This is a genomic window from Bifidobacterium hominis (assembly GCF_040095915.1).
Taxonomy (GTDB): Bacteria; Actinomycetota; Actinomycetes; order Actinomycetales; family Bifidobacteriaceae; genus Bifidobacterium; species Bifidobacterium hominis.
The window spans coordinates 52,376-77,305 of record NZ_JBBMFR010000003.1; the positions used below are offsets into that span (position 1 = coordinate 52,376).

Consider the following 24,930-nt stretch of genomic DNA (forward strand, 5'->3'; position numbering starts at 1 on the left):
ATCGGGTTGCCCGGTCTGTCGGTCCTTCGCGGCACCTCCGCGATTGTTTTGGCCGTCTGTTGCGAGCCCACAGCCCTAAGTTCGGTCGGTAATGCACGCCCATTGTATGCTCGGCAAATCGACAGTTTGGTTACGGAAACACCGGAAATGTCCGCATCGTGGTCCGACGGTGTCCACAAAGTGAAATCGATGGAAATTTCGAAAATCCTCCGACCAGCCCACACGTTAGACCTGAACTTGTGAGCGCACAATACGAACATGAACATGAGACGAATTTCGATAGCGCGGAAAAAAGCGCTTCGGCCGTCAGCAAATTCCATACACACTCCATTCCGCTCGATATGGAAGATATCGAACGGGATTGGGACAAGCCGGTCGCTGAAGCGGGAATCGCAGCAAAAGCCAGCGTGATCGTACGCGTCGGCATGCTCGATCTCGGCGCGGGCACCGGAAGCTTCCGCGTACGCGAAATGATGCACCGCATCGCCTATCCGCTGGGCGTGCACGTGCGCGCCGACGTGAACCTCACCGACATCGAAGCCTCCTGCACCGACGGCAAAGACCGTATCACCGAAGTCGTCGACCTGCCAACCACCGGCGTCAACACGGAACGCATTTGGCTGCTCGAACACTTCGCTGACTGGTTCAACGTGAACCTCGGCAAAGGATCGATGTACCACAGCCAATCCGACGTGTCCGAAGGGCTTATGCAGCATCTCGACAAGCGTGATGCGTCGCAGGTGTCGGCTGACCTGTCGAAGCGTCTTCGCGAACGTCAGAAAGCCGAACAGAATCAGGAGGGATCTGACGATCCCGTGCTCGACGCGCTTGAAATGGTGACGGAACGCGCCGAAGTGACCGATACCACCGCGCAGCCGTTGCACTTGCGTGATATCGAAGCGGCAAGCGAGCAGCATAATCGCGGTGAACGTGAAGCCGAACGTGAAACCAAGCGTGAAACTGCCGGTACGGCCAACGTTACGTCAAGCGAATCGACCACGAAAAAAGCGCGCAAAAATCGCAATCACAAGCCGCCAAAAGGTCAATACGCCGAACATTTCGACCACGTCGGAAAAGAAGCGGACCAATCGCAAGGCATCACCGTTCGCCAAGCCCACGAACGACTCGACATGATCGAACGACGCAAACCCCTGTATTCGCCGGTGTTCGCGGGATTCGCCTCGGCCTGCGCCTGCGCATCCTTCGTGTTCCTGCTTGGTGGCGGTCCCTTCGACATGATCGGCGCGTTCATTGGCGCGGGACTTGGTCACTGGCTGCGCCGCCGCCTGTTCGCCCACCATCTCAACCAGTTCTTCGTGACGTTCGTATGCGTGGCCGTCGCGGCACTCGCCTGCACGGGCACCCTGCGATTGATTGGTATTTTCGAGCCCGTCGCATTGCAGCATGATACGGCTTACATCGGTGCCATGCTGTTTGTGATTCCTGGATTCCCGCTGATTACGGGTGGACTTGATATGGCGAAAATTGATTTTCCGTCAGGTATTCAGCGCGTTGCGTACGTGTTGTGCATTATTTTGATGGCGACGCTCGCAGGCTGGATGGTCGCTTCGATCGTGCATTTGAATCCGGAAGGATTCGAGCCGTTGGGACTCAATCCGGTTGTCAATTGCCTGTTGCGTTTCGTGTTCGCATTCATCGGCGTCTGGGGCTTCTCCACCATGTTCAACTCGCCGCAGCGCATGTGCCTTGTCGCCGCCACCATTGGCGCCATTACTGACACCTTGCGTTTGGAAATCGTTGACATGGGCGTTCCCGCCGAAGCCGGCGCATTCATCGGCGCACTGCTCGCAGGCCTGCTTGCCTCCGCATGGCGTTCTGCGGTTCATCGCAGCTGGCTCGCCCCGCATCTCGGCTACCCGCGCATCTGCCTGACCGTGCCGTCCATCGTGATCATGGTTCCCGGTTTGTACATGTATCAAGCCATGTTCCACCTCGGCCAATTCGACACCTTGAACGCCCTCGACTGGGCTTTCCGCGCGTTCATGGTGATTATCTGTCTGCCGATCGGCCTAGCCATGGCTCGCGTTATCACTGATAAGTCTTGGAGATACGATATTTGATCCGTTTCGGCATTTGGGCGCGTAAATGAGATAAATGCGATTGTCGCAATGTTCGACCGGTACATTGGGACAATCGCATATTTTTTTCAGAAGAGATTCGAAAGAAATTCGTTTCGACAGAGATTTGAAGAAAGAGATTCGAAAGAAATTCGGCTAGCAATCTAAGAAGAGAGAATTCATGGTTACCAAAGATTTTTGGGTGCTGCTGGCGATGGTCATCTATTTTGTGGCCATGCTCACCATCGGCTTCATCTACTCCAAGCGGTCCAATTCCTCCACTCGTCAGTATTTCGCGGGTGGTCGAGGCGTTGGTCCATGGCTGACGGCATTGAGCGCCGAAGCCTCCGATATGAGCGGCTGGCTGCTCATGGGACTGCCGGGCGTCGCCTACTTCACCGGTGCCGCCGACCCGCTGTGGACGGCCCTCGGCCTGGCTCTCGGCACCTACCTCAACTGGAAGCTCGTCGCACGCCGTTTGCGCCGCTACTCCGTGGTGGCAGGTGACGCGATCACCATTCCGGACTTCTTCTCCAAACGATTCCATGACAAACGCAATATCGTCTCCACCATCGCGGCGCTGATCATCCTCGTATTTTTCTGTGTGTATGTCGGTAGCTGCTTCGTGACGGTCGGCAAACTTTTCTCGACCCTGTTCGGCTGGGACTACCACCTGACCATGGTGATCGGCGCTGCCATCGTGTTCGCCTACACCGTGATCGGAGGCTATCTTTCCGTGGTCGTGACCGACTTCATCCAAGGTTTGCTCATGTTCTTCGCGCTGGCAGTGGTGTTCATCGGTTCCGTCGCATCCGTCGGCGGCGTCGACAACACCGTCGCCTTCCTCAAAGGCATTCCAGGCTTCCTTGACGGCACGCAAATGGCCACGCCGATTCTGAACGATGCCGGCGAGCAGATTGTCAAGGCTGGCCAGGCCATGTTCGGCGCGCCTACCGAATACGGCGTGATCACCATGATTTCCATGCTTGCGTGGGGTCTTGGCTATTTCGGCATGCCGCAGGTGCTCGTGCGATTCCTGTCGATCCGCAGTTCCGAAGAGATCAAGAAGTCTCGCATCATCGCCACTACATGGTGTGTGGTGTCGCTGGCGTGCGGCGTGTGCATCGGTTTGGTTGGCCGTGCGATGATGCCGACGCAGTTCGTCACGCAGTCCGCTGCGGAGAACATTTTCATTGTGGTTTCGCAGGCGCTGCTGCCAAGCTTCATGTGCGGCATCGTGGTATCGGGCATTTTCGCCGCGTCCATGAGTTCGTCTTCATCGTATCTGATTATCGGTGCTTCCGCGGTTGGTGAGAATATTTTCCGCGGATTGCTCTACCGCAAGGCTACTGATCGTCAGGTGATGATGGTTGCCCGCATCACACTGCTGGTTATGTTCGTTTTCGGCATTGTGGTTGCATTCGATCAGAATTCGTCGATTTTCCAAGTTGTTTCGTATGCGTGGGCTGGTTTGGGCGCTTCATTCGGTCCGCTGATGCTGTGTTCGCTGTATTGGCGTCGTACCAATAAATTCGGTGCGATTGCAGGCATGCTTTCCGGTACTGCGACCGTGCTGATTTGGCATAATTTCATCAAGCCGCTTGGTGGTGTCTTCGCTATTTACGAGCTGCTTCCGGCGTTCATCATCTCACTGTTGTTCATTGTGGTGGTGTCGTTGTTGACTCCGGCTCCCGATGCTGAAGTGTTGCACGAGTTCGATCATTATCTTGATGATCCCGATGATCGCAAGGTGGATGACGATTTGGTTGCAGCGGAAATCGCTTCCGGCGAAAAGCGCGCGCAAATCTGATCGCATGCGATCGACAATGAGCTGATTCAAGTACAGGAAGGCCGGATTGCACAATACGCAATTCCGGCCTTTGCCGATGCTGAAACGCTGTTTAAAGCGTGATTATGGCGTTTCTGGAGCTTTAGTAGCGCATGCCCATGGCGTCGCGGACTTGCTCCAAGGTTTCGTTGGCGATGGCGTTGGCTTTCTTGTTGCCTTCGGCGAGCACGTCGCGCACGTAATCCATATCCTTGGCGAGTTCCTCGCGACGGGCGCGATGCGGCTCGAGGAAGCTGTTCACCGATTCGATCACATACGCCTTCAGCGCGCCCGCACCGGAATCGCCGATCTCCTCGGCGATCTCCTTCGGGTCACGACCGGTGACCAAACCGGCGGTCGTCAGCAGTGCGGAAACCTGCGGACGTGCGATCGGATCGAACGTGATGCGACGCTCGGAATCGGTCGGACTCTTCTTGATGAGCTTGGCGGTCTCCTGCGCGGTGGCACCCAACATGATGGAATTGCCGTACGACTTGCTCATCTTGCGGCCATCCAAGCCTGGAATCTCCGGCGCTTCAGACAGAATCGCAGCCGGCTCGGGGAACACCGGATGCTTCTTGGCGTAACGTTCGTTGAAACGACGCGCGATGGTGCGCGTGATCTCGACATGCGGCAGGTTATCCTTGCCGATCGGCACCACATTGGCCTTGCAGAACAGAATGTCGCATGCCTGATGCACCGGATAAGTCAGCAGCAGGCCGGTCAGCGCATGGCCGGAAGCTTCCATTTCCGACTTCACCGTAGGATTGCGATGCAGCTCGGCCTCAGTCACCAACGACAGGAACGGCAGCATCAGCTGGTTCTCCGCAGGAACGGCGGAATGCGTAAAAATCATGGTCTTTTCCGGATCGATGCCGGCAGCCATGTAATCAAGCACCAAATTGAGCACATTGTCTTCGATATGCTCGGTCGTGTCACGATCGGTGATCACCTGATAATCGGCGATGATGATATTCGAATTCACGCCACGATTCTGCATGGCGACGCGCTCGCGAATCGAACCAAAATAATGGCCGAGATGCAGACGTCCGGTCGGACGGTCGCCGGTAAGCATGGTGAACTTGCCCGGATTCTGTTCGATTGCGGCGAGCGTTGCGTCGGAACGCTTCTTCGCTGCGAGGAAGCTCGCGCTCATTTCATTGCCGACAGCGGTGATCTGCTGCTCCTGGGTTTCGTCCGTCATACGTGTCCTTTTCTTAAGAAAATCAGCGATTTTATCGTAAAAGTCTGAGCCGACAACGAAATATGGCATAACAAGTGGTACTCTCTTGTTTGATGAATTGATAGCACAGTAATCCTCAGGGGGTCAGATGGGCCGCGGACGTCAGAAAGCCAAACAGCAGAAAATAGCCCGAAAGCTCAAGTACCTGACCACCGACACCGACTACGATGAGCTCGCCAAGGAGCTCGGTGCCCAGGAGCCTGGTTCGGGTTCTTTCGATCCTTTCGCCGATATCGAAGCAAAATATTCTCACGATGCGGACGCTGAAGATGAGATTTCTGAAGATGTTCAGGAGTCCGCGCAGACCGACGCCGAGGATGACCTCGACGAGTATGCGAAGTGGGCCGCGGAGGCGGCGGCGAAGGCCACGAGCGGAGAGTTCCCGGCAGCCAAGTCCGCTGCGCCGAAGTCGCACAAGCCCATCCCGATGCCGATGCCCAGCGCGCTGAAGCCGAAGAAGCAGGACTAATCGGCATATCAGGTACTTTGTGAAACCGCGATGCGGATATGCCTGTTGGGTATATCCGCATCGCGGTTTTGCTATGCGTTTTTGCGCCTGTGACGGTCTTCTCGCAGCCTTCACACCAACGGCAGCAAGCCGCTTAAATCGTCGCGTTCGCCAACGGCCGTGATGCGTCCCGCTTCCTTCTCCTCAGCCCAGCTGGTAATGCCCGTGGCGAGTCTCATCCACACGTCCGGTTCCAGTTCGATCACGTCCGGCGGCGTGAGATTATGCGGATCGGATGCCGGCCCGTCGAGAATCTTGATGGCGCCCCACGGTGCGACACGCACTTCCACGCCCTCTCCGGGCGCTTCTTTCTCCAGCAGATGCAGCGAGTAACGCACCGCCATCGCCCACAGTTGGCGTGGCAATCGTGGAGAGAATTCCAGACGGAAATCGCGTGCCGCGTCGGTATTTGCGGGAATATTGTCGGCGATCATGCGATGAGACGTTTGCAGCCATTGTGCAAAAGCGTCATGTCCCTTATGCAGATCTTGTTCTCGAATAACAGCCATACGTGTTATTTTGCCGCTTGCAAGCGACTGTGATGAGGCGTTGCAGACAACGTAGTCACAACTGAACAGGGATGTGAAGAGAGGAAAAATATTTGCGATTTCTGACGGCGTTCGCAATTTTGTTGCATGTCGTTTGCGTGTCGTTCGCAACGTTTTTGCAGTCGGTTTACATTTTTTGCAAACGAATGCTAGCCTGTAATCGTTTGAAATTTCGTCTTTTTCTGATTACATAGTATGCTGTATATGAGAACGTATGCATGATGTTACTTAGTGTTCATGCGGCCGCTAATGCAAGGACGCTGGGGCAGGGCATAATGTTTCTGGAGAGTAATCCGTCAAAGGGAGTCGATTAATGACTGAAATTACCGCACCGAAGTCCGCGGTCACCGCGGAGCAGTTCGCAGACGAAATCCGCGAGCAGCTGAAGTACACCCAGGGTGTCACCGTCGAGCAGGCCAAGCCGGCCGACGTGTACGTCGCCGCGTCTACCGCGGTGCGCCGCCACCTCATGGATTCCTGGTTCAAGACCCAGGCTGACATGGTCAATGGCAACACCAAGGCAGTCGGCTACCTGTCCGCAGAATTCCTGATGGGCAAGCAGCTGCGCAACGCGCTGCTCAACGCCGGTCTGACCGAGCAGTTCAATGCCGCGGTCGAGGAACTCGGCTTCTCCGTGCAGGACGTCGTCGACGCCGAGCACGAGCCGGGACTCGGCAATGGTGGCCTCGGTCGTCTGGCCGCCTGCTTCATTGATTCGCTCGCCTCGCTGGGCGTGCCGGCATTCGGTTATGGCATCCAGTACAAGTACGGCATCTTCGAGCAGAAGTTCGACGAAAACGGCAAGCAGATCGAAACCCCGGACTACTGGCTGACCAACGAAGAGCCGTGGGGCCACATCGATTACAACCGTGACCAGAAGGTCTCTTTCGGTGGCGAAGTCGTCGAAGAGAACGGCAAGAAGGTTTGGAAGCCGGCTTGGTCCGTGCGTGCAGTCCCGGTTGACTACATGGTTCCGGGCTATGCTTCCGGTCGTGTGAACACTCTGCGTCTGTGGACCGCCAAGAGCTACGACGAGTTCGACCTGCTCACCTTCAACAAGTCCGAGTACCTTGACGCCGTCAAGCCGCAGGTTGAAGCTGAGAACATCTCCAAGATCCTGTATCCGGAAGATTCCACCCCGCAGGGCAAGGCACTGCGTCTCGAGCAGCAGTACTTCTTCGTGTCCGCCTCCATCCACGACGCCATCCGCGTCTTCTACCCGGGTCAGGACAAGCCGGATCTGACCACCTTCGCGGACAAGATCACCTTCCAGCTCAACGACACCCACCCGGTCATCGGCATTCCGGAGCTCATGCGCGTCCTCATGGACGAGTACGGCTACGATTGGGACACCGCCTGGACCGTCACCAACAAGACCTTCAACTACACCTGCCACACCCTGCTTCCGGAAGCCCTGGAAGTGTGGCCGTCCAAGCTCATCGGCGAACTCCTGCCGCGTCACCTCGAAATCATCGAGAAGATCCAGGACCAGTTCGCAGCCGAGCTCAAGGCCAAGGGCGTCGACGAAGCCACCATCAAGGACATGGCCATCTACACCGGCGACTCCGTGCGCATGGCCTACCTGGCCACCTACGGCGGCTCCCACGTCAACGGCGTTGCCGAGCTGCACTCCCAGCTGCTCAAGGACGTCACCCTGAAGAACTTCTCCGACGTGTATCCGGACAAGTTCACCAACGTGACCAACGGCGTGACCCCTCGCCGCTTCGTCAAGCTCGCCAACCCGCGTCTGTCCGACCTCATCACCGAAGGCCTCGGCACCGACAAGTGGGTGAGCGACCTCGAACTGCTCAAGGGCCTCGAACCGCTCGCAGCCGATGACGAATTCGTCAAGAAGTTCGCCGCCGTCAAGCAGGCCAACAAGGTTGACTTCTCCAACTACGCCAAGCGCGAATACGGCTTCGACATCGACCCGAACACCATGATCAACACCATGGTCAAGCGTCTGCACGAATACAAGCGTCAGGCACTGAAGATCCTCGCCGTGATCGCACGCTACGCCGACATCAAGTCCGGCAGGATCGCCGCCGACGATGTCATGCCGCGCACCATCGTGTTCGGCGCCAAGGCCGCTCCGGGCTACTACCTCGCCAAGCAGACCATCCAGCTGATCAACAACGTCGCCCGCGTCATCAACAACGACCCGGATGTCAAGGGCAAGCTGAACGTCTACTTCCCGTGGAACTACAACGTGCGTCTCGCACAGCACCTCATCCCGGCAACCGACCTCGACGAGCAGATCTCCCAGGCCGGCAAGGAAGCCTCCGGTACCGGCAACATGAAGTTCGCTCTCAACGGCGCCATGACCGTCGGCACCCTCGACGGTGCCAACGTCGAAATCCGTGAGCGCGTCGGCGCTGAGAACTTCTTCCTCTTCGGCATGACCGTCGACGAGGTGGATGCCCTCTATGCCGAAGGCTACGATCCGAGGAAGTACTACGAGGCCGATCCTCGTCTCAAAGCCGCCATCGACATGGTCGCGGACGGCACCTTCTCCAACGGCGACAAGACCGTGTACGAAGACCTTGTCCACGATTGGCTCACCAAGGACTGGTTCATGACCCTCGCCGACTTCGGCGCCTACACCGCCATCCAGTCGGAAATCGAGGCCCTCTACGCCCAGCCGCTCGAATGGAACCGCAAGGCCCTCATCAACGTGGCGAACTCGGGCTACTTCAGCTCCGACCGCTCGATGGAGGATTACCTCGAGCGTATCTGGATGACCGGTCCGCTCAAGTAATGACGGAGCGTTATCTGCGTTGTGGAAGGCTCGACGTACCTTCGTACGCCTTCGCCTTCCACGCCTTGATACCGCACGCGTCAGTCCACTCGCTCCGCTCGCCTGATAGCGCTAGGTAAAGAGTGATGACGAAGGGACGATTCTTTGGAATCGTCCCTTTTTATGTCTAGATAACAAAAAGCCCTGCGCAAAAGGGCGGCAGGGCTTTGAAAAGAAGTAGGAATTAGGCGGCTTCGGGAGCGGCGGCGGCCTCAGTGTCGGCTTCGCCATCCTCGGCATCCTTGGTCAGGCCAAGATCGACAGGAGACGAGCTGTTCTCCCATGGCTCCTCCCACGGATCGTAATCCGGATTCTGCTGCTTGTACACATACAGACCGACGACACCGGCAAGCAAAGCTCCGAAGAGCAGTGCGAAGAACTTCCAACCGTTAGAAGACTTGTTCTCCATGACGGATCCTTTCCCAAATATCGGCGAACATTGGCTGACCTGCTCGTTCAAGCCAACTCTGTTCACTATATTAATTCCTTGAATGTGTTGATTGGGTGGATTTACGCGCCGGGGATTCACAAGAATGCAATCATTTGCAATGATTTCGCAGATTCGCGGATTCGCACGTTCCAGTAGGGTTGAAACATGGCTTATCAACGTTTCAGTCTGTTTCCCGATTCCCCGTCGTTCAAAGACTTCTTCTCTGCACGTTCCATGCGATACCGTTGGCGTAACGGCGATCCTGTGATCACCGTTACGATCATGGCGATATGCGTCGCGGTCTGGATTGTCGAAACACTATTGAAAATCGTCTGGCCGACCGGCTGCAACGCATTCGTCGGCTCAGGCGCATTCATGCCCGCGCTGGCGACTCACCGCCCATGGACCTTCATTACGTCAATGTTCCTGCACCAGCCGGCCTCCCTATGGCACATTCTTTTCAACATGCTGACCTTGTGGTGCGTCGGGCCTGTATTGGAACGCATGATGGGGCATCTGCCATATCTCGCGTTATACGTGCTGTCAGGACTCGGCGGAAGCGCCGGCATGATGGTCTGGTCACTGTTCTCGCAAGACGGTTGGCTGACATCCGCATACGGCGCTTCCGGCGCGCTATTCGGCCTGTTCGCGGCAATTCTGGTGGTATACCAGCGCATTGGCATCGACATTCGATCCATGCTGATCTGGATGCTCATCAACTTCCTGATGCCAATCATCACGCCGAACATCGCATGGCAGGCGCATGTCGGCGGATTCATCATCGGAGGAGTGTTCGCCTGGCTGCTGGTTTCCGGTCTGCATGCGTTGCGCGGCAAAAGCCTGCAGCAGCGCACGCTGATGTACGGCGTAATCATGTTGGCCGTGATTATTGCGATTGTCGTCGCATGCAATATGAGCAATCCACTTCGCGCAAACCCCCTTCTTGGCATGTTCTTCTAGTTGGCAGGCAGGAGAAAAAACAGATTTGGGGAATCGCAGACACACACTTATCCACAAATGTGGATAAGTGTGTGGATAAGTGAGGGTTGAGCTGTGGGTAAGTCGGGGATAACTCGGTGCATTATCCACAAGGATATTCACAAAACGGTGGATTCCCCGGCTTTTCAACGGTGGAAAATGTGGATAACCCGACTGTGCATAGTGGAAAAATGGGGAAAAACACCATCCTATATATTGTGGACGGCCATAAAACTGCCTACAAGATATAGATGCTATCCACATTCGTCCACAATAATCCACGACTTATCCACATCGTGTGAAACCAGAAAATCCCCAGAATGACGACGAATCAACACAACGAAATCAGGTACGTCACCAATGACAATCATGAATGACGAGACGCGCGAATTCGTGGCGATGCATCGCAACGAGGACGTGCGCGAACTGGCGTTGAAGGCCAAACGTGTGGAAGGGCTCGACCTGCCGTTGGCGCTCGACCAGATTGCCGGATGGCAGATCGCACGCAAAAAACTGCCACAATGGGCCTCCTGCGAGGGAATCGTATACCCTCCGCACATTTCCATGGAACAGTGCTCATCGCAGTTCACAGCCCAATACAAGTCAGAAATCGCACAAACACTGCTTGCGCCGGCCGCAACCGTGCGCGCCAGAGTGTCCGATTCTGGAGAATCGGACAACCAAACCACGAAAAGTGAGCCACAGTTGTCCGATTCCGCCGAATCGGTCATGCAAACGGCAAAAAGTGCGTTCCAGTTGTCCGATTCTCCAGAATCGGACACGCAAGAGATGAAAATGGGCGCGTGGATGTCCGATTCGCCAGAATCGGACACATTGGTGGCGAAAAGGGCGATGGTGGATCTGACGGGCGGGTTCGGCGTGGACTTTTCGTATCTGGCGCGCGGATTCAGCCAAGCCACTTATGTGGAACGGCAGCGGCATCTGTGCGATCTGGCCGAACACAATATGGCCGCACTGGGACTCGACCAGGCGCGTATCGTGTGCGGCGACGGCGTGGAATACCTCAGGCAGATGGGTCCGGTGGACTTCATCTACCTTGATCCGGCCCGCCGCGACGAGCATGGATCGCGCACTTACGCGATCGAGGATTGCACGCCGAACGTGTTCGAATTGCGTGACCTGTTGCTCGCCAAATCGCAGTACACGCTGGTCAAGCTTTCGCCGATGTTGGATTGGCGCAAGGCGGTCGCCGATTTCGACGGGACCGTACGCGAAGTGCATATCGTGGCCACCGGCAACGAATGCAAGGAACTGTTGCTGGTATTGGGTCAGCAGGTGCATGAGGAACCATCCGCGCCGCGCGTGTTCTGCGTGAACGACAATCAGCGGATCGACTATGATTCCGCCGCATATACGCAGGGCCTGCGCATTGGCGGCAAACCGCTGCCGGAGGTGAAAAACTACTTGTATGAGCCGAATGCGTCGATTATGAAGGCCGGTTGCTTCGATCTGGTGGAGGAACGATTCGGTGTGACGCAGGTCGGTCCAAGCAGTCACCTTTTCGTGTCGGCAACGCCGGTTGCCGATTTTCCCGGCAGAGGATTCGCGATTGAAGCGATCGGCGGCATGAATAAAAAGGATATAAAACGACTGCTGAATGGCACGAAACAGGCCAATATCGCGGTACGTAACTTCCCGCTTACCGCACCGCAGCTACGCAAGAAATTGAAGCTTGCCGACGGTGGTCCGGTCTATCTGTTCGGCACTACCATGCAAGGCTGCGATCATGTGCTGCTGCGCACGTCGAAAATCTGAAAAACAAACCGGAATCGAAAAAAGAAACAGGCGAACCGGGATTGGCAAGGCAGTCGCGAAAGACCGCGTACGTTTGCGAAAGAGCGTGAAACCTACGAAGAAAACCTACGAAAAGATTGCGAGATAATCGTAAAAGGGCATGCGAAAAGGGCGTCTGACCGCACGTTGTACAGACGCCCTCAAATCGCAGGAAAGGCGAAACTACGCTTTAGCGCCACCACATGGTCATGATGAATCCGATCATGATGATCGCGAATGCGATGGCCAGATTCCACGCGCCGATGTTCGGAATCGGGTAGTCGGAAGTCAGGTAGTAGACGACCGCCCAGATCAGACCGATGATCATCAGCGCGCAGAACAGCGGCACGAACCAGCGTGGATTGGACTTGGTGCCCTTGATGGTTTCCTCCACGCGGCGGGTGTTCTCCGCCTGACGGTTCATCATGCGCTGCATCTGAGGGCTCAGGGAGTCCTTATCGGCGGTAGCGTTCAGCACCGCTTCGACGCGATCCATCGGAATGTCGTGATCGTCATCGTCGTCGGAATCAGCGGATTCGTCAGAAGTGGAATCGACGGTGGTTTCCTCAGCGGCATCCTGAACGGTTTCGTTGCTCTCTTCAACGGCAGCGGTGTCGTCCGTGGACTGCAGATCGTTCTGATCGTCCGCGGTGGTTTCGTGCAGCTCTTCGTCAGCCATCAGCATAGTCTCCTTTAATAGGCTAAAAGTCATAATAGTGGGTAGACTCGAAAGCGGCGAACTCACAGCGCAAAACTGTTCATAATCAGAGCAAATGCTTAATGGGAATCAGGAAGGTCCGCATGGCGAAGCACACCGGCAAGCACACCGCGAAACGGTCGAAAGCGGCCGGAGTGGCGGCATTCCTTGTGCTCATGTTCTCCGGATTCCTGCTCGCCACGAATCTGCGCGTGAACCGTTCCGTCGTGGTGACCAACGACACCGCCGAACTCGTGGAACAACGCGTGAAAAAAGTCAACTCCCTGCAGACGGAAGTCGACGCGCTCAGCTCCCGCGTGAACGATCTGAGCAAAACCCTGAACAGCCAGGACGACGCCGACCAGCAAGACAGCGAAAGCGCCGGCAACGGCACCATGCTGCCCGCGGTGGAAGGCCCCGGACTCGTGGTGACGCTCGACGATTCGCCACTCTGGGAAAACATGGTCGATTCCAGCGGCTCCACCTCCAACATCAACGATTACGTGGTGCACCAGCAAGACGTCGAAGCCGTGGTGAACGCGCTTTGGGCGGGCGGCGCGGAATCCATGATGATCATGGACCAGCGTGTGCTGTTCAATTCCGCAGTGCGCTGTTCCGGCAACGTGCTGCTTTTGCAGGGCAAAAAGTATTCGCCGCCATTCACCATTTCCGCGATCGGCCCGGTCGAGACAATGAAAAAGGCGCTCGACAATTCGCAGGAAGTGACCATATACCGGCAGTACGTCAGCGCGTTCGGCTTGGGATGGCAGGTCGACGAAAAAGAAAAACTCCATTTCGACGCGACCGACGCATTGCAACAGCCGCTGCAATACGCGCAGGCGATGAACAACGAAACAGACGGATCGCAGCAAACGGACGAAACGCAGGAATCGCAAGAGGGGAAGTAACCGATGAAGCACGTGGCACCAAAACAGCGTCGCAAAAGCGTGGTCTGGACGATACTTGGCATCCTCGCCGAACTCATGCTGACCGCGGCGGCCGTCTGCGCGCTCTACATCGCATGGCAAATGTGGTGGACGGGCGTGCAGGCCGAACACAACCAAATCGAAACACGCCAATCCGTATCATGGTCCGACCCCGGCCAATCCGACAGCGTCACCATTGCGCAAGCGCAGGAAGGCGACCCGCCAGCGCAACCGCAAAGCGCACAGGAAGGCGAGCTCATCGCCCAGGTCTACATTCCGCGATTCGGCAGCCAATGGCAGCGCAACCTCGTTGAAGGCACCTCTCTCACCGAACTCAACAAGCACGGACTCGGCCACTACAAGGATTCGCAAATGCCTGGCCAAGTCGGCAATTTCGCCTTCGCAGGGCACCGCAACGGCTACGGACAGCCACTCGGCGACGTCGACAAACTGCAGGAAGGCGACCCGATCATCGTGCGCACGCAGGATTACTGGTACGTCTACCACTACACCAGCTACAAAATCGTGCTGCCGACCGACATCGAAGTGGTCGCCGCCAACCCCGAAAACCCCGGCGCGACGCCAACCAAACGCATGCTGACCATGACCACATGCGAACCGAAATACTCCACGCCGACACACCGCTGGATCAGCTACGCGGAATTCTCATACTGGGCGAAGGTGTCCGACGGCATCCCCCAGGAGCTCGCCTCCACCGACTCCAACGGCAAAGTCAAATTCGTCAACAACGAAAAATCGTCGATCGTCGCATCCGTCAGCTCACTCAAACCGTGGATTCTCGGCGCGCTCGCCGCATATGCGATCATCTTCCTTTCCGCGCTGGTGGCATGGCGCTGGCCGTATCTCGCCGACGTGCGCGCAGGACGCCGCGAAAAGCCGGAATTCAGCTTGTACGGCGGATTGATGCGATTGCAGCCGGGTGTGCTTCCGATTCGACTTGTGCTCATGGCGTTGCTGATTTTCGCGGCGGCCGCATCGTGCTTTGAATGGCTGTTCCCGTGGGCTGCGACGAATATTCCGGCATTGCAGGAAATGTCGAATTACACGGCCATATAAAGCTGTATTCAGGTGCCTTCCGGCGGTCTGCTGGCAGTTTTGCTGGCAGATGTGAAAGCGATTGCTGCGATCTGCGATTATCACGATTGCTGCGATTGCTGCGTGAGACGCGCGCCGCGTCACGACATGTTGCGCACGTACACTGCTATGCAAACGCAAATATTCGCGCAACGTAAGTATTCGAAGCATTCGAACGCCGACATTCCGACGTTGATAGGAGCATGATGACCGATTCCGCACGCATTTTGGTCGTGGACAACTACGATTCGTTCGTTTACACGATTGTCGGCTATTTGAAGACGTTGGGTGCCGCGGTGACGGTGGTGCGCAACGATGCGATCGATCCGGGCGAAGCCGGTGTGATCGACGAATACGACGGCGTGCTTATTTCTCCCGGCCCGGGCGCTCCGGCCGATTCCGGTGCCAGCGAAGGCATGATTCGCCTGTGCGCGGAGCAGTCCAAGCCCATGTTCGGCGTGTGCCTCGGCATGCAGGCGCTGGCCGAAGTGTTCGGCGCGACCGTAAGCCACGCGCCGACCATCATGCACGGCAAAACCAGCTTGGTGGAGCATATCGACGACGAGATCTTCGAAGGCGTCGCCAATCCGATGACCGCCACCCGCTACCATTCGCTGGCCGTGGAGCCCGATTCCGTGCCGGAAGAACTGGTGGTGACCGCGTGGACGCAGGGCGACCACATCGTGCAGGGCATCAAGCACTGCAGCAAGCCGATGTATGCGGTGCAGTTCCACCCCGAATCCGTGATGACGCAGGACGGCTACCGTCTGCTTGCGAACTGGCTGAAGGTGTGCGGCCAGGAGAACGCCGTGGAACGTTCCAAGGGATTGCAGCCCAAGGTCGCGGCCTAAGGTCGCAGCAAGAAGACGTGGGAAGTGCGAAAACGCATGGTACAAGCGATGGTACAAGCGTGGAAACGTAAGTCGCGCAATCTCAATCGCAAGAAAATACAAAATCGTAAGAAAACACGAATCGCAAAAGAACATAAGACCGTAATGAGGAAGGCCCAGCTGGCATTTCAGCTGGGCCTTCCTTGTGAATGATGGCGGTTATCTCGACCGATCAGTTGCCTTCGGGAGTGTTGTTGCCTCCGTCGGTGTTGCCGCCGTTGCCGCCGTTGCCGCCGTTGTTGCCGTTGTTGCCGCCGTTGCCGCCGTTGTTGCCGTTGTTGCCGCCATTATTGGTGCTGGACGACTTCGTGGTCAACGTGATCGTGGCTCCGCTGTCGGACTGGGTGCCGGCGGTCGGTGACATGTCTGTGACCGTGCCATCCTCCGGGCCGGAAACCGTGACCTGGAAACCGTAGCTTTCCAACAGGCTCTTGGCGTTCGCATAGCCCATGCCGACCACGCTGGGCACGCTGATCTGCTGCTTGCCGGTAGACACCCAAATCGTGACCGCGGTACCGGCCTCGACCGTGCTTCCAACACCCGGCTCGACGCGGGTGACGGCGCCGGAAGCGATGGAATCGGAATATTCGCTTTCGATGGTGATCTGCGTCAGACCGGCCTGCTTCAGCTGCTCGATAACCGTGTCTTTCGGCTGTCCGATCAGATTGTCGGGAATCTTGGTCATGCCGGACGAAATGTACAGCGTGATGATCGTGCCCTTGGTCTGCTTTGAATGGGCGGCAGGATCCGTGCTTACCACCTTGTCTTTTTCGATGGAGGCATTGTCGACCGTGCGCACGTTACCCACCTTGAAGCCGGCGGCCTCAAGAATGGATTTCGCGTCATCCTGGCTCTTGTTCGACACATCCGGAACGGCGACCGACTGAGGGCCGGTGGAGAACCACACGGAAACCGTGGAGCCCTTGGCGACCTTCTTGCCGCCCGCCGGATTCTGCTTGGTGATGGTGCCCTTCGGCTCGCTTGAATCGGAATCCTCTCGGGCATCGAGCTTCAGACCCTTGGCCGCGAGCTGCTCTTCGACGCGCGCCTCGGAAATATTCGCCGTGGCGGTGAAATTAGGAACTTCCACCATGTCGGCGGTGGAGTCGCTCTTGTTCAGCATGAAGAACACACCCAGAATGACCAGCAGCGCCACCAGACCGCCCACCACGGAGCCGATGATGATCTGCTTCTTCTTACGCGCCTTAGCGGCCTCGGCACGCTGTTCCGCGCGGGTTTTTGTGGATACGCCGTTCTGTGGGTTCGGTACGGCCTCGAACTGGCCCGTAACGGGATTGAACGCCTGCGTCGCGGCGGTTTCACCGGCAGGAGTCATGGCCACGGTGTTCGCGTCCATTTCAGCCTGCTTGCGTGCCTTCATATTGGTCAGATCGGTCAACGGATTGAACGCGGCCGCCATCGGCACGCCGCCGTTCATGAACGTCAGCAAATCGTTCTTGAATTCGGAAGCCGTGGCGTAACGGTTCTGACGATCCTTCGCCATCGCCTTCGCGCAAATCGAATCCCACATCTTCGGCAAGCCGGGAACGACCGAACTTGGGGGAGTGGCGACCTCCGAAACATGCTGGTAGGCGATCGCAACCGCGGAATCGCCGGTAAACGGCGGCCTTCCGGTAAGCATTTCATACAGCACGCAACCTGCGGAATACAGGTCGGAACGCATGTCGACGCTTTCGCCGCGTGCCTGCTCGGGAGACAGGTATTGCGCGGTTCCGACCACACCCTGCGACTGCGTCATCGTGGCGGCGGAATCGTCGAGCGCGCGGGCGATGCCGAAGTCCATGACCTTGACCACGCCCTGCTCGGAAATCATGATGTTGCCGGGCTTGATGTCGCGGTGGATGATGCCCATGCGATGCGAATACTCAAGCGCGTTGAGCACGCCCATCATCACCTGTTCGGCGTCGCGCTGGCTCAGAGCGCCATTCACTTTGAGAATGTCGCGCAAGGTCTGGCCCTTGACATATTCCATCACCAGATACGGCAGATGTTCGGTCTGGCCGGTTTCCGTGGCGACGACCTCTTCGCCCGAATCGTAGATGTTCACGATATTCGGATTGTTCATCTGCGCCACGGAATGGGCTTCGCGACGGAAACGCTCAAGGAAGATCTTGTCGTTGGCGAAGTCGGCGCGCATGATCTTGACCGCGACGGTACGCCCAAGGCGCGTATCGAGCGCCACGTGCACTTCGGCCATGCCGCCACGGCCGACCAGTTGGCCGAGCTGGTAACGTCCACCAGCCAAAGAGGTAGGCATGTTGATGTTCATCCCTGTTCCTTCCCATCAGTGCTCAAGGAGATATGAGGTCTGCTGACCACGCGTCGCGGAAGTCTTCCGCCTGTAGGCACCACCATCGTGTCAGCCAATTGTGTCTGCTGGTCGAGCAGACGGCGTTCGATGCGGGACAACGTGCGCGACACCGTCAACGCGTCCTTCGGACGGTCAAGCGGGTCTTTGGACAGCATCGACATGACGAATTCACGCAGCTGCACGTCGACGGAGTCCGGCAGCGGCGGAACCGGATTGTTGACATGTGCTGCGGCGATGTCGACCGGCGTGGCACCCGTGAACGGACGATGCCCGCACAGGCCCTCGTAGGCGACGATGCCAAGCGAATAGATATCGGATTGAGGCGTGGCATGCTGGCCCTGCGCCTGCTCCGGGGAAATGTACTGTGCGGTGCCTACCACCATGCCGTCCTGCGTGATCTGCTCCTGATTGGTGGAGTAGGAGACGCCGAAATCGGTGATTTTCACCTCGCCGGAATCGGACACCATGATGTTCGCAGGCTTCACGTCGCGGTGGATCACGCCATGCGAATGCGCGACGAACAGGCCACGCGCGGTCTGGATGAGAATCGGCAGCAGACGGGTCGGCTCCATCGGGCCGTTCTGCTCGTGGAACAGGTCGGCCAGCGACTTGCTGGGCACGTACTCCATAACGAGGAAGCCGATGCCGTCATGTTCGTAATATTCGAACAACGCAGCGATATTCGGGTGTGCAAGATTGGCGGAATTATGCGCTTCCGCACGCAGGCGAAGCAGCTTGGCCTCCTGCGTGACGCCCAAGTCGCCGCGCAACGCCTTAATGGCCACGGGACGACCCAACTGGATATCATAGCCTTTCCATACTTCGCCCATGCCACCCTGGGCCAGACGGGCATCCAACCTGTAGCGTCGGTGGATGAGCTGTCCTTCAATCAGTTTCACTCTGCCAGCGCCTCCTGCATCATCGCCTTCATAATCGGACCCGCCGCGAACGAGCCATACAAATCCACATTGTGCACCACCACGGCAACAGCGATCTTCGGATCGTCCGCCGGGGCGAAGCCGACCACCCAGCCGTCGATGGACGTATTGCCGTCACCGATCTGCGCGGTGCCGGTTTTCGCAGCCACCTGCACGCCGTCGATGGCCAGATTCGGGTTCTCCTTGGTGACCACCGCCTCCATCATCTGCGTGAGCTTGTTGGCGGTGCCCGAACTGAACGCGCGGCTCATCACCTGCGGCTTGGTCTGCGAAATAACAGACAGGTCGGAGGAACGCACGCGATCCACCAGCGTCGGCTGCATGACCTTGCCCCCGTTCGCCACGGCGGCCGCCACCAGCGCGTTCTGCAGCGGAGTCACCACGGTGTCTCCTTGGCCGATGGACGCCAAAGCGAGCTTGTCGTCGGTCGTGTCGGTCGGGAACTTCGACGCCACGCTCATCCACGGCGTGCCCGTGGAATCGGATCCGTCAACCGTGATCGGACTGTCGAAACCAAGCTTCTTGGCCATGGACGACACCTTGTCATCGCCCAAAGCCACGCCCAGCTGGGCGAACGCGGTGTTCGACGAATACGCCATCGCGTCTTCCAACGTGATCTTGCCGTCCGAACCGTCGGCCTGCGACACCGCGTTCGTCAACTGCGTGACCGTGCCCGGAAGCGTGTAGCTCGATCCGGCCGGAATCTCGGTGTCGGTCTGGTATTCGCCGGTTTCCAGCGCGGCCGCCGCCACCACCGTTTTGAACGTGGATCCCGGAGGATACAGCTGCGAGGTGGCACGGTTGAGCATCGGATTCGACTCGTCTTGCGAAAGCGTGGAATAATTGCCGTTCGCTTCGGACGTGTCGTGGCTCGCCAGCTGGTTCGGGTCGTAGCTTGGCGTGCTTGCCATGGCGAGAATACGACCGGTTTTCACTTCGATGGCCACGGCCGCGCCGTCATTGTTGGCAAGACCGTTGTAGGCGGCCTGCTGGATTTTCGGATCAATGGACGTTTCGATGGTCGCGCCCTTGTTTTCCTGGCCGGTGAACAGCGATTTGAACCGCTGCCATACCAGCTGGTCGGATTGGCCCGACAGCAGCGAGCTACGCGACGCTTCGATACCGTTCCAGCCGCGTTGGCTGATCGAGAAGAAGCCGGTGACCGGCGCGTACAGTTCGCCGGCGGTATAGGAACGCTGGTAGGAGAACGCGTCGTTCGAAGGGTCGGATTTGGCGATGACGGAGCCGTCCGAAGCAAGGATCGCACCGCGCGGAGCGCCATACTCGTGGTAGAGGGCGCGGGTGTTGCGCGGGTCGTTGTTGAGCTGGTTCGCGCGAATCGCCGTGATGATGGTGGTGGACATGCCCAGGATGACGAACAGCGCCACCACGATGGTGAAGAGTTGGCGGAGTGACTTATTCATGCTTGGCTCCCCTCTGACATGCTGTCCGATACGTTCGGAGTGCCCGATGGGGGAGCGGGTGGTACGACTGGCGTGCCTGAAACCGGCGTCTCCGTGGAGATGATTTCAGTGGCCTGCGCGGAGGCCTGCGCGGAGGCCACGCTTCTGCGGGCGCGGCTCTGCTTGCGGGCGCGCAGCGCCTGCATCGCCTCATATTGGAACGTGTCGCTATCGATATCGGATTCGGGTTTGTTCGCCGAGTTGGAAATCACCACTAGGAGTGCTGCCAACATGTAATTCGCTATGAGTGAGGATCCGCCGGCGGCCATGTACGGAAGAGTCAAACCCGTAAGTGGGATGACTAACGTGATGCCTCCCACCACGGTGAACACCTGGAAGGCCATGGTGAACACGAGGCCCGATGCGAGAAGCTTGCCGAACCCATCCTTGATTTTCATCGCAGTGATCATCCCGGCGGCGATGATGAGCAGATAGAGCATCAGAATGGCCATCAGACCGGTGAGGCCCAGCTCTTCGCCAAGTGCCGCGTAGATGTAGTCGGAGTTGGCGATCGGAGTGAGCGACGGGTGACCTTGCCCAAGGCCGGTGCCCATCAAGCCGCCTGATGCCAGGCCGAAAATACCCGTGACGAGCTGGTAGGATCCGCCGTACTCCTTGTTGTACTGCGCCGAGTCGAACGGGTGCAGCCAGGCGTCGACGCGCGCGCCGACATGGCTGAAAATATTGGCCGCGGCGAACGCGCCCACGGCGAACGCGATGAAACCAATCACAATCCAACTGGTGCGCCCCGTGGCCACGTACAACATGGACACGAACATGGCGAAGAACATCAACGACGTGCCCAAATCATGCTGCACGACCAGCACGCCCATCGACACGATCCACACCACGATGATAGGCCCAAGATCCTTGATGCGCGGCAGCTGCAGGCCCAGCACCTTCTTGCCACCGACCGCCAGCTGGTCGCGGTGGTCATACAGGTAGGAGGCGAAGAAAAACGCGAGGAACAGCTTCGCGAACTCGCTTGGCTGGAACGATCCCAAACCGGGAATCTTCACCCAAATGCGCGCGCCATACTGTTCGGAACCGATCACCGGAAGCATCGGTGACAGCAGCAACACCAAACCGATCACCATGCTGACGTACGAGAACCGCCTCAGCACACGGTAATCCTTCATGAAGATCACCAGCAGATTCGCCAAAACCAGCGCTATCGACAGCCAAAGCAACTGTTTGAACGCGACGGACGTGTTCGAATCCTGGTCGATGCGGGCGATCATCATGATGCCGGTGCCAGTCAGCACCATCACACAACACATGATCGCCTGGTTGGCATACGGCTGGAAACGCAGCGGCAATCCCCAGGAAGTCAGGAACAATGCGCCGACAAAAGCGAGCATCCACAAATAATTCTGCGGAAAACCGCCGGTGGTGCGTTCGAACATCTGGAAGAACGCGACGCCGCAAATCAGCATGCTGAACAGCAGCAGGCCGAATTGCTTCAGACGGGTTGCCATCATGACTGGTCACCGCCTGACTTGTTTGCCGAAGCGTCGTCCGATTTGTCTGATTTGCCCGACGACTTGTCGGAAGTCGTACCAGAGGATTTGTTGTCGGATTCGCCGTTTGCCTTGTCTTGTTCCTTCTGCGCGGCTTCGTCCTGCTGTTGCTTCAGCTGCTTTTTGATCAGTCGCGTATGCGTTTTCGCCTCGCCGTACGTGTCGAAGGAAATGCCCTGCGCAAGCTGTTCCTGCCAGCTTGGCGGCAGTTCGCTCGTCTTCATATGAGTGTCGGTGACGGCGTGCGACAGCTGGAAGCCGAACAGGCTTGTCGGCACGCCTTGGAAAATCGCCACTTCGCCGTTGTCGTCGCCGATGTAGTACTTGGTTTGGCTCCAACGGTAGGTTGCGAACGCGCCGCCCGCCAGTCCCAGCAGTACCACGATGGTGACGATGATGGCGATCACACGGTTGCGTCGGGTGCGCGTGCGCTTCGTTTTGCGCTGTTCGATATGCTCGTTGCGGATGGCTTTGGCGACTTCCGGATCGTTCGGATCGGCGGAAATGCGGCCGTCGTCCTTCTGTACGACGGGGATTTCACCGGTGTCGGGATTGGTGCGGTCGCCGTTCTCCTCGCGTACCGTGGACGGTTGCGCCACGCGCTGTTCCGGAGGATTGTCGTCCTCGTTGGGATTCTTGCCGTTGCGCAGTGCGGCGGCACGGGCGGCAGGCGACTTCTTGCCCTCGCGCAGTGCGGGAGCGGATGCGACCGGCTCGTTGATGATGTCGGCGATCGGTTCAAGGCTTGCGCTGGCCGCGCCGCCAACCAATGGCGTCTGATGCGGCAGATCGAACGCGTCCGCGTCAAGGGCGAGCGTCGCGTCGGCGATGACCGCGGTGACGTTGTCGGTGCTGCCGGCACGAAGCGCCATCGAAACCAGCTGTTGTGCGCACTCCTCCTGATCGGAGCAGGCGGACAGCACCTCCTGCAATGTGGAATCCTCAAGCACGCCGCACAAACCGTCGGAGCAGAGCAGCCAGCGGTCGGCCGGATGTGCCTTGCGTATGGCGATGTCCGGACTCGAATCGATATCGAAATCACCCAGAACGCGCATCACGACGTTGCGCTGCGGATGGTTGCGCGCCTCGGCCTCGCTGATGCGGCCGGTGTCGATCAGATGCTGCACGTAGCTGTGGTCGGACGTCATGCGGATCAGACGGCCGTCATGCAGCAGATATGCGCGGGAATCGCCGATATGCGCCAAAACCCAATATCCGGCCACCAATGCGACCGACGTGACGGTGGTGCCCATGCCCGCGAGACGACGTTCGCGCTTCGCTTTGCCAACGATCGCGTCATGCGCGGCCATAACCGAGGTTTCCATCATGTGGGCGATAATCTGGACATCGCCCTGCACGTTGTCTTGCTCGATATGCGCCAATGAACGGATGGCGATGGTGGAGGCGGTGTCGCCTCCCGCATGGCCCCCCATGCCATCGCAGATGGCGATCAGATGCTCGCCGGCGAACGCGGAATCCTGGTTGTTGGAACGTACGGTACCCACATCGGAAACGACGGTGGAATACATGAACAGCGGTTGTGAAGCGGGAGAAGTCGGCAAACGGGTCACCTCAATTCAAAGGTGGTTGCGCCAATGCGTACGGGAACGCGCGATCCGAGAATCATCGGAGCGTTCAGACGCTGCTGGTTGACCACAGTGCCGTTGGTGGAACCCAGGTCTTCGATGGCCCACTTGCCGGTGGCGGGATCCGTATAGACGCGCGCATGGTGGGACGAGACGAATTCGTCGTCCAGAACCACGGTGTTCGAAGCGGAACGGCCAAGCGTGATGGTGTTGCCGGACAAAGGGACGGAACTGCCGGCAAGGGGGCCATCGATGATGACCAGCAAGGTGGGTTTGGCGCTTGATGTGGCGCTGACGACTGGTGCCGGGACGGCCACGGGCGCGGGCGCTTCGACGGCCTTGCGCGCGCGACGCTCCTTACGGCGATGAGCCCGCGACTTGCGCGGGCTGAGCGTTTCCACATCCCTGTACAGCGAACGCACCGTACAGGCCACGAAGATCCAGAGCAGTACGAGGAAGCCGTACTTGAGGATCGCGAAAGTAAGTTCAGTGAGCATAGAGGCAACTCCCGAGGTTGGGGTTGGTTACTCCTGATCCTGCGAAGAGGCCCAATACAGGATTCGGGTGCGGCCGATGGTGATCGTGTTGCCGTCGAGCAACGTGGCCGCCTCGACATGATGGCCTTCGACATACATGCCGTTGGTGGAGCCCAGATCGCGTGCGATGACGGTGTTGCCGTTGTCGGTGATGTCGATCTGCATGTGGCGGCGGGAGATGCCCGGATCGTCGATCACGATATCGCAGTCGGATCCGCGGCCGATGATGGTCTTGCTTTCCGTGAGCAGATACTGGTGTTCGCCGATTTCCAGCATCGGGCAGTCTTCGGTCTGCGCGTCGGTGGTGACGGGCACGGTATTGCCTTGCACGGATTCGCTCGTCAGCTTGAAATTGCTCTTGGTGAGGTCAAGGTCCTCTTCGAAGATCACCACGACCGGACCGACGAACGCGTAATGCTGGTCCTTCGCGTACTGGGTGAGGTTGTCGGCCAGCTCATTGGCCAACGCTTCCGCGCCCCATTCGACGATGTTGTTGAAATCCGGCGTGCTCAGCTTGAAACGGTACTCATTCGGCGCCACGGTACGGTCTCGCGTGACGGGCATGGCCTCTTTGTCAATCTCACGTTCCAGAGCGCTGGAAAGGTCGACGGGCTGCAGGTCCTTGGACCCGAACTTGGCGAAAACCCCGTTGACGGCGCCTTCCACGCTTTTCTCAAATCGGTCGAGAACACTCATGCTTGTCCCTTTCTATCCTCACCCATCCTACGCGGTAGAGCGCCGAG

Annotated in this window: 20 protein-coding genes; 9 read left to right on the forward strand and 11 right to left on the reverse strand. The window is 58.0% G+C overall.

The genetic code is table 11. The annotated features are described in order from the left end of the window. Positions 1-341: 341 nt before the first annotated feature. Positions 342-2,081 (forward strand): threonine/serine exporter family protein, encoded by a 1,740-nt coding sequence (locus WMO36_RS03085; RefSeq protein WP_259295485.1) that lies wholly within the window; start codon positions 342-344, stop codon positions 2,079-2,081. Positions 2,082-2,259: 178 nt separating this feature from the next. After that, positions 2,260-3,888 (forward strand): sodium/proline symporter, encoded by a 1,629-nt coding sequence (locus WMO36_RS03090; RefSeq protein ID WP_349076739.1) that lies wholly within the window; start codon positions 2,260-2,262, stop codon positions 3,886-3,888. Between the two features lie 121 nt (positions 3,889-4,009). On the opposite strand, the gene trpS is transcribed toward WMO36_RS03090, so the two are convergent. Then, a complete protein-coding gene (gene trpS, locus WMO36_RS03095; protein WP_065446534.1) occupies positions 4,010-5,110 on the reverse strand; it encodes a tryptophan--tRNA ligase in 1,101 nt (366 codons plus the stop codon). A gap of 127 nt (positions 5,111-5,237) precedes the next feature. Between trpS and WMO36_RS03100 the strand changes: the two genes are divergently transcribed. Continuing rightward, on the forward strand, positions 5,238-5,618 hold the full coding sequence (locus tag WMO36_RS03100; protein WP_195938193.1) for a DUF3073 domain-containing protein: 381 nt from the start codon (positions 5,238-5,240) through the stop codon (positions 5,616-5,618). 110 nt (positions 5,619-5,728) lie between these two features. On the opposite strand, the gene WMO36_RS03105 is transcribed toward WMO36_RS03100, so the two are convergent. Next, positions 5,729-6,166: a sterol carrier family protein gene (locus WMO36_RS03105; RefSeq protein WP_302694782.1), complete on the reverse strand. Its 438-nt coding sequence runs from the start codon at positions 6,164-6,166 to the stop codon at positions 5,729-5,731. Between the two features lie 352 nt (positions 6,167-6,518). Between WMO36_RS03105 and WMO36_RS03110 the strand changes: the two genes are divergently transcribed. Further along, positions 6,519-8,963 (forward strand): glycogen/starch/alpha-glucan phosphorylase, encoded by a 2,445-nt coding sequence (locus WMO36_RS03110; protein ID WP_349076742.1) that lies wholly within the window; start codon positions 6,519-6,521, stop codon positions 8,961-8,963. Between the two features lie 223 nt (positions 8,964-9,186). Here the strand turns inward: WMO36_RS03110 and WMO36_RS03115 are convergent, their stop codons facing one another. After that, positions 9,187-9,411 carry a hypothetical protein gene (locus WMO36_RS03115; RefSeq protein ID WP_349076744.1) on the reverse strand — a complete coding sequence of 75 codons (225 nt, stop codon included), beginning with the start codon at positions 9,409-9,411 and terminating at the stop codon, positions 9,187-9,189. A gap of 186 nt (positions 9,412-9,597) precedes the next feature. On the opposite strand from WMO36_RS03115, the gene WMO36_RS03120 reads away from it, so the two are divergent. Further along, on the forward strand, positions 9,598-10,392 hold the full coding sequence (locus WMO36_RS03120) for a rhomboid family intramembrane serine protease (RefSeq protein ID WP_349076746.1): 795 nt from the start codon (positions 9,598-9,600) through the stop codon (positions 10,390-10,392). 378 nt (positions 10,393-10,770) lie between these two features. Further along, positions 10,771-12,186: a THUMP-like domain-containing protein gene (locus WMO36_RS03125; protein WP_349076747.1), complete on the forward strand. Its 1,416-nt coding sequence runs from the start codon at positions 10,771-10,773 to the stop codon at positions 12,184-12,186. Positions 12,187-12,394: 208 nt separating this feature from the next. Here the strand turns inward: WMO36_RS03125 and crgA are convergent, their stop codons facing one another. Beyond that, entirely contained in the window at positions 12,395-12,889 is a 495-nt protein-coding gene (gene crgA, locus WMO36_RS03130; protein ID WP_072043183.1) for a cell division protein CrgA, read from the reverse strand. A 116-nt stretch (positions 12,890-13,005) separates the two neighbouring features. Between crgA and WMO36_RS03135 the strand changes: the two genes are divergently transcribed. From WMO36_RS03135 to WMO36_RS03145, 3 genes are all read left to right on the forward strand, one after another. Beyond that, entirely contained in the window at positions 13,006-13,809 is an 804-nt protein-coding gene (locus tag WMO36_RS03135; RefSeq protein ID WP_022245029.1) for a DUF881 domain-containing protein, read from the forward strand. Positions 13,810-13,812: 3 nt separating this feature from the next. Then, positions 13,813-14,904, forward strand: coding sequence for a class E sortase (locus tag WMO36_RS03140; protein ID WP_117783571.1), 1,092 nt, complete (start codon positions 13,813-13,815; stop codon positions 14,902-14,904). Between the two features lie 224 nt (positions 14,905-15,128). After that, the gene (locus WMO36_RS03145; protein WP_195552507.1) at positions 15,129-15,773 is read left to right on the forward strand and encodes an anthranilate synthase component II; all 645 of its coding nucleotides are present in this window, start codon (positions 15,129-15,131) and stop codon (positions 15,771-15,773) included. A 211-nt stretch (positions 15,774-15,984) separates the two neighbouring features. Here the strand turns inward: WMO36_RS03145 and pknB are convergent, their stop codons facing one another. Genes pknB through WMO36_RS03180 form a run of 7 tightly spaced genes read right to left on the reverse strand, consistent with a single transcriptional unit; the run spans position 15,985 to position 24,883 of the window. Beyond that, the gene (gene pknB, locus WMO36_RS03150) at positions 15,985-18,102 is read right to left on the reverse strand and encodes a Stk1 family PASTA domain-containing Ser/Thr kinase (RefSeq protein ID WP_349076749.1); all 2,118 of its coding nucleotides are present in this window, start codon (positions 18,100-18,102) and stop codon (positions 15,985-15,987) included. Next, on the reverse strand, positions 18,099-19,043 hold the full coding sequence (locus tag WMO36_RS03155; protein ID WP_004222862.1) for a serine/threonine-protein kinase: 945 nt from the start codon (positions 19,041-19,043) through the stop codon (positions 18,099-18,101). Before WMO36_RS03155 ends, pknB begins: the two co-directional genes overlap by 4 nt. Next, on the reverse strand, positions 19,040-20,506 hold the full coding sequence (locus tag WMO36_RS03160) for a peptidoglycan D,D-transpeptidase FtsI family protein (RefSeq protein WP_055062896.1): 1,467 nt from the start codon (positions 20,504-20,506) through the stop codon (positions 19,040-19,042). The genes WMO36_RS03155 and WMO36_RS03160 overlap by 4 nt, the downstream gene beginning before the upstream one ends. After that, a complete protein-coding gene (locus WMO36_RS03165) occupies positions 20,503-22,026 on the reverse strand; it encodes an FtsW/RodA/SpoVE family cell cycle protein (RefSeq protein WP_004222867.1) in 1,524 nt (507 codons plus the stop codon). Before WMO36_RS03165 ends, WMO36_RS03160 begins: the two co-directional genes overlap by 4 nt. Further along, positions 22,023-23,627, reverse strand: coding sequence for a PP2C family serine/threonine-protein phosphatase (locus WMO36_RS03170; protein ID WP_033524170.1), 1,605 nt, complete (start codon positions 23,625-23,627; stop codon positions 22,023-22,025). The genes WMO36_RS03165 and WMO36_RS03170 overlap by 4 nt, the downstream gene beginning before the upstream one ends. Before the next feature lie 5 nt (positions 23,628-23,632). Next, complete coding sequence (locus WMO36_RS03175) at positions 23,633-24,148, reverse strand: FHA domain-containing protein FhaB/FipA (protein ID WP_004222871.1); 516 nt, start codon at positions 24,146-24,148, stop codon at positions 23,633-23,635. Between the two features lie 27 nt (positions 24,149-24,175). Further along, positions 24,176-24,883, reverse strand: coding sequence for an FHA domain-containing protein (locus tag WMO36_RS03180; protein ID WP_004222873.1), 708 nt, complete (start codon positions 24,881-24,883; stop codon positions 24,176-24,178). Positions 24,884-24,930: the final 47 nt, after the last annotated feature.

Excerpts from the sequence above, each read along its gene's own strand:
- WMO36_RS03160 (WP_055062896.1), bottom strand. The coding sequence starts at position 20,506 with ATGAATAAGTCACTCCGCCAACTCTTCACCATCGTGGTGGCGCTGTTC.
- WMO36_RS03135 (WP_022245029.1), top strand. The coding sequence starts at position 13,006 with ATGGCGAAGCACACCGGCAAGCACACCGCGAAACGGTCGAAAGCGGCC.
- WMO36_RS03110 (WP_349076742.1), top strand. The coding sequence starts at position 6,519 with ATGACTGAAATTACCGCACCGAAGTCCGCGGTCACCGCGGAGCAGTTC.
- WMO36_RS03180 (WP_004222873.1), bottom strand. The coding sequence starts at position 24,883 with ATGAGTGTTCTCGACCGATTTGAGAAAAGCGTGGAAGGCGCCGTCAAC.
- trpS (WP_065446534.1), bottom strand. The coding sequence starts at position 5,110 with ATGACGGACGAAACCCAGGAGCAGCAGATCACCGCTGTCGGCAATGAA.
- WMO36_RS03085 (WP_259295485.1), top strand. The coding sequence starts at position 342 with ATGGAAGATATCGAACGGGATTGGGACAAGCCGGTCGCTGAAGCGGGA.
- WMO36_RS03175 (WP_004222871.1), bottom strand. The coding sequence starts at position 24,148 with ATGCTCACTGAACTTACTTTCGCGATCCTCAAGTACGGCTTCCTCGTA.
- WMO36_RS03140 (WP_117783571.1), top strand. The coding sequence starts at position 13,813 with ATGAAGCACGTGGCACCAAAACAGCGTCGCAAAAGCGTGGTCTGGACG.
- WMO36_RS03105 (WP_302694782.1), bottom strand. The coding sequence starts at position 6,166 with ATGGCTGTTATTCGAGAACAAGATCTGCATAAGGGACATGACGCTTTT.
- WMO36_RS03145 (WP_195552507.1), top strand. The coding sequence starts at position 15,129 with ATGACCGATTCCGCACGCATTTTGGTCGTGGACAACTACGATTCGTTC.
- WMO36_RS03115 (WP_349076744.1), bottom strand. The coding sequence starts at position 9,411 with ATGGAGAACAAGTCTTCTAACGGTTGGAAGTTCTTCGCACTGCTCTTC.
- crgA (WP_072043183.1), bottom strand. The coding sequence starts at position 12,889 with ATGCTGATGGCTGACGAAGAGCTGCACGAAACCACCGCGGACGATCAG.
- pknB (WP_349076749.1), bottom strand. The coding sequence starts at position 18,102 with ATGAACATCAACATGCCTACCTCTTTGGCTGGTGGACGTTACCAGCTC.
- WMO36_RS03120 (WP_349076746.1), top strand. The coding sequence starts at position 9,598 with ATGGCTTATCAACGTTTCAGTCTGTTTCCCGATTCCCCGTCGTTCAAA.
- WMO36_RS03090 (WP_349076739.1), top strand. The coding sequence starts at position 2,260 with ATGGTTACCAAAGATTTTTGGGTGCTGCTGGCGATGGTCATCTATTTT.
- WMO36_RS03100 (WP_195938193.1), top strand. The coding sequence starts at position 5,238 with ATGGGCCGCGGACGTCAGAAAGCCAAACAGCAGAAAATAGCCCGAAAG.
- WMO36_RS03125 (WP_349076747.1), top strand. The coding sequence starts at position 10,771 with ATGACAATCATGAATGACGAGACGCGCGAATTCGTGGCGATGCATCGC.
- WMO36_RS03165 (WP_004222867.1), bottom strand. The coding sequence starts at position 22,026 with ATGATGGCAACCCGTCTGAAGCAATTCGGCCTGCTGCTGTTCAGCATG.